The sequence below is a fragment of the Mangrovactinospora gilvigrisea genome (assembly GCF_001879105.1).
In the GTDB taxonomy this organism is placed as follows: Bacteria; Actinomycetota; Actinomycetes; order Streptomycetales; family Streptomycetaceae; genus Mangrovactinospora; species Mangrovactinospora gilvigrisea.
Window position 1 is genome coordinate 1 of sequence record NZ_MLCF01000177.1, and the last position, 8,043, is coordinate 8,043.

The 8,043-nt window shown below is 68.9% G+C and carries 7 protein-coding genes and 1 pseudogene; 5 read left to right on the forward strand and 3 right to left on the reverse strand.

The annotated features are described in order from the left end of the window. On the reverse strand, nt 1-787 hold a 787-nt coding region (locus BIV57_RS22870; protein WP_139275773.1), incomplete at its 3' end, for a DEAD/DEAH box helicase. Between the two features lie 222 nt (nt 788-1,009). Between BIV57_RS22870 and BIV57_RS22875 the strand changes: the two genes are divergently transcribed. After that, nucleotides 1,010-1,513, forward strand: coding sequence for a hypothetical protein (locus BIV57_RS22875; protein ID WP_071658779.1), 504 nt, complete (start codon nt 1,010-1,012; stop codon nt 1,511-1,513). Between the two features lie 54 nt (nt 1,514-1,567). Continuing rightward, nucleotides 1,568-2,044 (forward strand): hypothetical protein, encoded by a 477-nt coding sequence (locus tag BIV57_RS22880; RefSeq protein WP_071658780.1) that lies wholly within the window; start codon nt 1,568-1,570, stop codon nt 2,042-2,044. Nucleotides 2,045-2,376: 332 nt separating this feature from the next. Here the strand turns inward: BIV57_RS22880 and BIV57_RS25660 are convergent, their stop codons facing one another. Then, on the reverse strand, nt 2,377-2,724 hold the full coding sequence (locus BIV57_RS25660; protein ID WP_071658781.1) for a DUF1360 domain-containing protein: 348 nt from the start codon (nt 2,722-2,724) through the stop codon (nt 2,377-2,379). Between the two features lie 1,629 nt (nt 2,725-4,353). Between BIV57_RS25660 and BIV57_RS26665 the strand changes: the two genes are divergently transcribed. Together BIV57_RS26665 and BIV57_RS22890 are read left to right on the forward strand one after the other, a co-directional pair. Then, the gene (locus BIV57_RS26665) at nt 4,354-4,518 is read left to right on the forward strand and encodes an integrase core domain-containing protein (RefSeq protein WP_139275774.1); all 165 of its coding nucleotides are present in this window, start codon (nt 4,354-4,356) and stop codon (nt 4,516-4,518) included. A gap of 7 nt (nt 4,519-4,525) precedes the next feature. Beyond that, nucleotides 4,526-6,172 carry an RHS repeat-associated core domain-containing protein gene (locus BIV57_RS22890; RefSeq protein WP_071658782.1) on the forward strand — a complete coding sequence of 549 codons (1,647 nt, stop codon included), beginning with the start codon at nt 4,526-4,528 and terminating at the stop codon, nt 6,170-6,172. A 303-nt stretch (nt 6,173-6,475) separates the two neighbouring features. On the opposite strand, the gene BIV57_RS24740 is transcribed toward BIV57_RS22890, so the two are convergent. Next, nucleotides 6,476-6,742 carry a hypothetical protein gene (locus tag BIV57_RS24740; RefSeq protein WP_139275775.1) on the reverse strand — a complete coding sequence of 89 codons (267 nt, stop codon included), beginning with the start codon at nt 6,740-6,742 and terminating at the stop codon, nt 6,476-6,478. A gap of 874 nt (nt 6,743-7,616) precedes the next feature. Here BIV57_RS24740 and BIV57_RS22895 point away from each other — a divergent pair. Continuing rightward, nucleotides 7,617-8,043 (forward strand): annotated as a pseudogene (locus BIV57_RS22895) (DEAD/DEAH box helicase); the annotation flags it as partial.

Below are 8,043 nucleotides of genomic sequence, written 5' to 3' on the forward strand. Positions count from 1 at the left end.
CCGCGGCGGAGACGGTGAGGGTGTAGACAATGCCGGAGCCGGGCAGCTCGCCCAGGTGCTCGGCGAGCCACGCCAACCGGTGGGCGGCGTCCGGCAGCGCCACCACACCCAGCCGCAGACTCGTCCGATCCAGACTGCCCCGCAGCACCAGCGCCCCACCCCCACCCGTGCCCAACTGCTCGGCGATGTCGGCCGTCACCCGGGCATTGGCGGTCGCCGTGGTCGCCAGCACCGGCACCCCCGGCCGCAGCTCCTCCAGCATCGTGCGCAGCCGCCGGTAATCCGGGCGGAAGTCATGCCCCCAGTCGCTGATGCAGTGCGCCTCGTCCACCACCAGCAACCCGGTGGAGGCAGCCAGCTTCGGCAGCACCTGATCCCGAAACTCCACCGAGTTCAACCGTTCGGGCGACACCAACAGCACATCGACCTCCCCCCGCTCCACCTCCCCGTAGACCGCGCTCCAGTCCTGGGGATTGGCCGAGTTGATCGTCCGCGCACGGATACCCGCACGCCGCGCCGCCTCGATCTGATTGCGCATCAACGCCAGCAGCGGCGAAACGATCACCGTCGGCCCACCGCCCCGGCGCCGCAGCAGCGCCGTGGCCACGAAGTACACCGCCGACTTCCCCCACCCCGTGCGCTGCACCACCAGCACCCGACGCGCCTGCGTCACCAGCGCCTCGACCGCCGACCACTGATCCTCCCGCAGCCGGGCCTCCCCGACCCGCCCGCCGACCAGCTCGGCCAGCACCGCATCGGCCTCGACCCTCAGCTCCGCATCACTCATGCCCCCATGCAACCCGATCCCGGTGACAACACACCAATCCCCCACACCCGCGTAGGGATCGGCCGGCACCGCGGATCAGGGCGTTCGCGCAGATCCACCCGCCCAGCTTTCCCTATGACCAGACGATTGGTAGCAAACAGGTCATACGCACTTCAAGTACGTGATTCCTCAACCAGGAAGGGCAGTCCTTCCCCTGCGACCCATCAGCCGAGGACGGACATCATGCCCACACGCCACACCCTGCTCGCAGCCCTCTCCGGGCTCCTGGCCATCACCCTCAACACTGCGCCGGCCCACGCCACACCGGCCTGGAACACCGGCAACGCGACGATCTCGGGGTGCTTCGACGGCCACAACGGCCCGCACGACATCATCGCGCACTTCCGCGGCCCCGGAGGATCCTGGCAGCTGCGGTGCGGCGACCACACCAAGGGGCTCATCCACATCGAAGCCGGCCACCCCGGCACCGACAAGTGGGCCAACCAGTTCCTCGGCTGCCTGGACAGGATCGCCGTCAGCGGCCTCTTCGAGCAGCCCGGCTCCAGCCCCGGCAAGACCGCACGCCGCTTCACCAACGACCACGGCCACGGATGGTTTGTCTACGACAATGCCTCACACGACATCGTCACCGCCTACACCGACATGCCGCGCACCAGCACCGGACGGCCGGACAACAACTGGGCCCTGTGCGACCGCCCCCTGGACGAGCGGCACCGCCCGCACTGACCCGCACCCCGGAGGCCCCACTTGTTCGCCGTGACACTCTCCCCTCCGGAGGGGATGACGCTCACGCTGGAGACCGACACCAGCGCCTGCGAGATCTCGACGACCAACCTCGACGGCCTGGAGCCCGACGCCGTGCACGCGCTGATCCAGGCCGTGCGGCTGCTGGCCGAGGGCGTCCCCGACACCGGTGCCCGATGGCCCTCCGAACCCCGCGGGCACTTCATCGACCTCAGCCACGGCTGGCGCGGCCAGGCCGGCATCGCCATCCACCCCTTCGCCGACGACTGGCTCGACACCTCCCTCAACCACACCCCAGGCGTGTGGACACCCCGCCGCGGCCCGGCCCTGTTCACCGCGACCACCACACTGCCGGCGCTGGTCCGAGCCTTCACCGAAGCCTTCGGCGCAGCCCGGTCCGGCTACGTCAACCACGACCGCCCCAGGTTCGGACCCTACTGGCGCCACCCCTTCCCCGAGCAGGAGTTCGCCCGACTCCAAGCGGCCGGTACCGCTCTCGCCGACGGCGCGTAGGTAGCAGCGGATGGGGCAAGACGCGGACGCCGACGCGGCGGTGCACCGCCGGTGCGAGCTCCGCCTCGCCGGCCAAAGCCTGGCTGCTTCGCGCCCGGCAGTGTGGCGCCGAAGGAGGCGGGTGCTGCCCGGCCGAAGGGATCTGCCACGGTTCGCACCCGATTCCCTTGCAGGGCGGGCTGTGCACAGGTCGACCGCCCGCCGGCCCGCATGCGGCGGCCGGTCGAGCGATCAAACGAGCTGGACGCCCGTATGTCACGTGCGCCTCACCCGCATGGAAGCTCTGCTGACGCTTGTTCAGGCGGACGCGGGAAACAACCCCGCAGGTCCTTCTAGCGGCGACCGGTCTCGCGGTTGACGTGGATGAGTGTGATCTCCTGTTGTCGGCTCGGTGGCGGAGAGTCCAGCCACTGGGAAGCGATCCCGTACAGCCAGGAGATCCCCAGGGCGATGCATGCCGCCCGGTACCAGGTGGTCTCGCCGACGAGGTAGGCCAGTGCGGTCAGGCCTGCGGCGATCCACAGTCCGGCGCACCAGGCGCACTCCAGGAGGGTTCCGAGCCAGTCGGCGGTGCGCGCGCCCCAGTCGCGCAGGGGTTGGAGAAGGGTGTCGTCGGTGATCAGTCGGGTGAGGCGGAAGTGCGCGGCGATGGTCAGTCCGATGGTGAGCCAGGGGAGCACCCGTGTCACGGTAGGTGCCGCGCATCGGAGTTGGCTAGCGTCTGGCGTCGCTGACGGCAGGTCATCTAATGCTGCGCGTTGGACGGTTAGCTGCTCAGGGGCTTTGGGTCGCGGCCTGGGGCATCGGGTGTTTTTCGGTGTCCTGTGCGGCGTGTCCCGAGCCGGCGCCTCTGCGACGGCCGCCGCCCCGCGCCTAGCGGCGGTGGTCGTGAACAAGCCCCGATGCAACGGTGTGCAGCGGGCCGGCCGAGCTCTCCTGCGGGCGTCGTGTCCGCAACGTGGCCCGCACGGCCATCTCGCCGGTGACCAGCTGGAACGGGCCCAGGCGGAACGCTCCTCCATGCCCAGAAGCGATGTCCTCAACCCGCTGATTTCCGGCGACCTCGCGCGGCAATCGAAATCGGGACAGAGCCCGGATCGCTCTATCTTCTCATCCGGCCCGCTCCTACCCTCGAACGCAGGACGACCCCAACCGAACACATCCATTCCAACGTGGACCCTGGCGGGCTTCGGCGCTGGTCATGGCCGCCGCTGATCGAACGAGGCCCGCCTTTTGGCGCCCCCCCTGTGCCACAACCCTTTGGGCGGCCTTTCCCGGCGCGGAAGCGGACGCAGGGCGTCCTTGATACCCGGCGCAAAACTGCATCCGGCCCCGACCGGTGTCGCCGGCAGCAGGGCTGCTTCGCTGCCACCGATCTGCCGCGAAGCGGGCTCTTGATGCCCTGGCTTCCTGCGGCCACCGGCTCGTGCAGGGCACGCCCCTGCCCCCGGGCCGCTCCAACCCAATAACTGAAGCGACAACGCCACAAGTCACTGGACCCGACAACGACGACGGGAGGTGACGATGGTGCACCGCGCCCCGAACCCCGGCCGGTTAGCCCCATCCACACCCCACCAGGCCAGCGCGACGATCCCGAGTTTCCTGCCGCCACGCGGCAAACTCCCGCACCTCAGCTCCCGGCCGTCCCGCCCAAAGCACGACCAGGCGAGGAAGCCGAGCAACCCTGGACCGCACCGCCGCCCCGCGGCCGTCCGCCCGGGCCGACATGCGCCCCCGCCGCCCCGACATGGAGGCAGACGGACCCGCGGGACTCGCACGGCCAGGGCTTTGAGGGCCCACCACCCCCATCATCAGCGGCGCGCTCGGGCCCGCCAGCGCTTCTGGACCGGGCCCGAGATCATCCACCCAGGGCTCCCACTGCCATGGCCGGGGCACCGATCCGCGCCTCGGCGCGGGTTGCCGTCCGCGCTGGCGATCGATCCTGTCGACGGATTCCGGACGGGACCTTCCGCGTGCAGGAGTCGGCGCCGACCTGGGGCGGTCTCGTTTCGTTCAACGACCTGATGAGAGAAGGGGAGTGCTGTGGCTCGCTGCAGATGTGCCGGGAGCTGTTCATGCGCTGTCGAGGGCGGTGCCGGCATCACCGTCACGGGGACCGGCTCGGCCGCGTCGCCGTACGTCATCTCGCTCGCCGACGGCGGAGACTGCGCCGTGACGCTGGAGTCGATCGCCGCCAAGGACTGGATCGTCGGTGGCTACCACGGGGGCGGCACGGTCACCGAGACACCGGACGCACGGGCGTCGGTGGAGCATGCGGTGCGCGCCGGACTGGACGTCTCCTGGATCGAGTGCTGGACCTCGGCTGGCGGCACCGTCTGGAGGCGCGGATGGCGGTCTTTGCCTATCTGGCCTGGTACAACACCCGTCGTCGGCACTCGGCGCTGGGGTTGTTGAGTCCGGTTGAGTTCGAGAGACGGGAGGCGCGGGCGGATACTGTGAACCTGATCGCGTAGACCACGAATGTCCGCGAAACAGGGCAAAGCCCGCACCTACGACGCACTCGGCCGCCCCATCACCACCACCGACGGACGCGGGACCACGGTCACCTTCACCTACAACGCCCACGACCGCCCGATCAAGGTCGAAGGCCCGAACCAGACCGTCACCTACACCTGGGACAAAGACGGCAACCTCGCCCAGCGCACCGACCCCACCGGCACCACCCGCTACGCCTTCGACTCCCTGTCCCGCGAAACCGTCCGCACCCTCCCGGACGGCTCCCAGACCGTCCTCACCTACACCGCCGAAGGCAACGTCGAATCGTACGAAGACCCAGCCGGCACGGTCCACTACGACTACGACGACGTCAACAACCTGCTCACCCTCACCCAACCGGGAGACGCGGAGATCACCTTCGACTACGACGCCAACGGCAGCCTCACCAAAAAGACCTTCCCCGGCGGAACCGTGGAGAAGATCACCCGCGACGGCTCCACCCGCCCCACCCAGATCACCGCCACCTCCGGCCAGGGCACACTCACCGACCTGACCTTCAACTACGCCACCGACACCGGCAGCGACGACACACGCCTCCACAGCCGCCAGGACACGGTCAACGGCTGGGACTACAGCTACGCCTACGACGCCACCGGCCGGCTGACCGACACCGTCCTGAACCAAGGCGGCACCCTGCTGCGCCACTGGACGCTCTGCTACGACGCCGTCGGCAACATCACCTCCTACGACGACGCCGACACCGCCACCTGCCCCGGCCAGTACACCCTCACCTACGACGACGCCGACCAGATCACCTCCCTGAACGGCGACACCAGCGGCTTTGCCTACGACGCCGAAGGCAACCAGACCGCCGGCGCCATGCGCCCGGAATCGACCTTCACCAACGCGCAGTGGAACGACCTGTCCCAGATGACCTCCGTCACCCACGACGGAACCGTCTATGCGGCCGCATACGCCTCCACCGACCAGTCCGAGCGCACCTGCCTCGGCGACACCGCCTTCCACAACGGACCCGTCGGCCTGTCCGGCCAGACCGCAGCCGGGGTGGACATCAACTTCACCCGCTGCCCCGAGGGCGACCTGCACGGCTTCCGCACCGCTGACAAGCGCTACTACTACCTGACCGACCTCATCGGCAGCATCGAAGCCGTCGTCGACGAGGACGGCAACAAGGTCAACCAGTACCTGTACGAGCTCTTCGGCGCCGTCCGACCCGAGACCAGCGAACAGGTCCCCCAGCCCTACCGGTACGCCGGCGGCTACCAGGACCCCACCGAGCTGTACCACCTCGGCGCCCGCTACCTCGAGCCCTACATCGGCCGCTTCACCCAGCCCGACCCCAGCGGCCAGGAACTCAACCCCTACCTCTACGCCGCCGGCGACCCCACAAACAACATCGACCCGACCGGCTTGGGGTTCTGGAGCTCCGCATGGAGTGCCATTGACAGCCTCTCCAAGAGCAGCTTGGCCGGCAAGATCCTCTACTACTGGCAGGGCTGCCTGGTGGGTATGGGGGTTGCCTTCTCCAGTGGAGCATTCGAGTTTGCGGCAGCGCTTGGGCCCGAGGCCGCTCTCGCAGTGTTGGGGCTCACCTGCTGGGGCGGCGCCAAGCTGTCCAACGTGAATGCTTTGCCCGAAATTGGAGGGTAGTTAGCAGATCACGATGGATTGCGGTCGCAGCCGAGCTTCGTAACGAGGTGTGCGCCGGTTCGAGCAGAGGCCGCGAGGCACCTCGTCGCGCTCCCGACCGTCGCCGGTGTTGGGAGTGCGAGTGACCCAGTCACAAGACGGCGCTTCGACGGCTCACATCGCGCTGATCGGCGACTGCCGCCTTCACGGTCTCGCTCGGGCCACTGCTCGCAGAACACGATCCCAACGGCCGGAGTGGCGATACCCGCACGAAGCGCGATCAAGGCTTCGCCGTGGCCGAGGAGTCGATATGACCGGCCAACATCAACTGTCGGGCGATTCCGGACTGTCGTCGTCCTTGCCCTTGCCCTTGTCCGGGTAGGCCTTGGGCAGGTGCGGTGCCAGCCACTTGCCCAGCCGGAGGCCTGGCAGCAGCACCACCACCGCAATCAGGTACGACAGCCATTCGATGTGCCAGACCCACCACGACACGCAGCCCGCGGCAATCGCGAGCCCGAACCCGATGTGGAGAATCCAGCAGCCGGCTCCGTCGTCGCCGACATCGACTTGAATAGGGGGGATGGCGTTCATAGTTACAAGGACCCTTGCTGCTGGTGAGGGCTAGAGGTTGTCGGGGATCGCCTCATGGCGCTCCCGTCGGGGCCATGGGGTAGCGGACTGGCGACCGGGGCTTGATCGGCAGCAGGCCCCTACCCGGCGTCCCGCCGACACTTCGCCGCAGTCGAGGGGTCTACGAGCCGAGCTCCCATGCGACTTTCTTGGCGCCTGGTCGAGGCTGTCACGTCTCGACCTTTAACCTCTACCTGGCCTTTGCTCCCTATCGACCCTCGGGGTGGGTGCGTACGGGGAGGCTATGCGGCAGGCCGGGGTCGACAAAAGTTGATCATGAGGGTTGGTTGGGTATCTCACTCCGGCCTTACTGAGCTCGGCTCTTCAGGGTGACGGTTCGTGGCTGGCATCGGGGGCTGTAGATCTTGGTGCGTGCGCCATAGGGATGGGGCCGGCTGGAGGCCGAGGTACGTCGTCGCCGGGAGTCGGTGCGGTTCGAGGCCGCCGAGCTGTTCGCTTACGGGATGAGACCGCCAGAGGTTGCCCGGCGGCTTCGAGTGCGCCGCAAGTCGGCGGATCAGTGGCACCGGGTGTGGAACGGCCGCGGGGCGGTGGTGCTGCCCCCGGGGACCTGGCGGGCGGCGATGCAAGCTCTCGCCTCGTTGCCTAGAGAGGCTGGCGAACTACCTAGACCAGGGACCGGCCACACGCGGCTGGGACGAGGACCCGGCGGACCGCCGCCCGCGCAGCCGGAAGTTCTACGTCTCGCACAGCGCGTCCGGGGCCACCCGCCTCATACACCGAGTTCGATCTCTCACCAACCTGCCGAACGGGGGCGTTCACCCAGCTCACGGACTCAGCACGGCCCTGAATCGAAGCGGCACCCAGTTTTGGTAGTCCGGAGCGCCTCAACAACCCCGACTTCCGCGACAACGTGCTGCCCCACCTCGCCGACACCGCCGGCCTGCTGGTGGTCGACGAGGCGCACTGCATCAGCGACTGGGGCCACGACTTCCGCCCCGACTACCGCCGGCTGCGCAGCGTCCTCGCCGGGCTGCGCGCCGGGGTGCCGGTGCTCGCCACCACCGCCACCGCCAACGCCCGGGTCACCGCCGACATCGCCGAGCAGCTGGGCACCGGCGGCAGCGGTCCGGCGGAGTCCCGCGGGGCGCTGGTGCTGCGCGGGTCGCTCGACCGCGAGAGCCTGCGGCTCGCCGCCCTCCGACTGCCCGACGCCGCCCACCGGTTGGCGTGGCTCGCCGAGCACCTGGGCGAGCTGCCCGGCTCCGGCATCGTCTACACCCTCACCGTCTCCGCCGCGG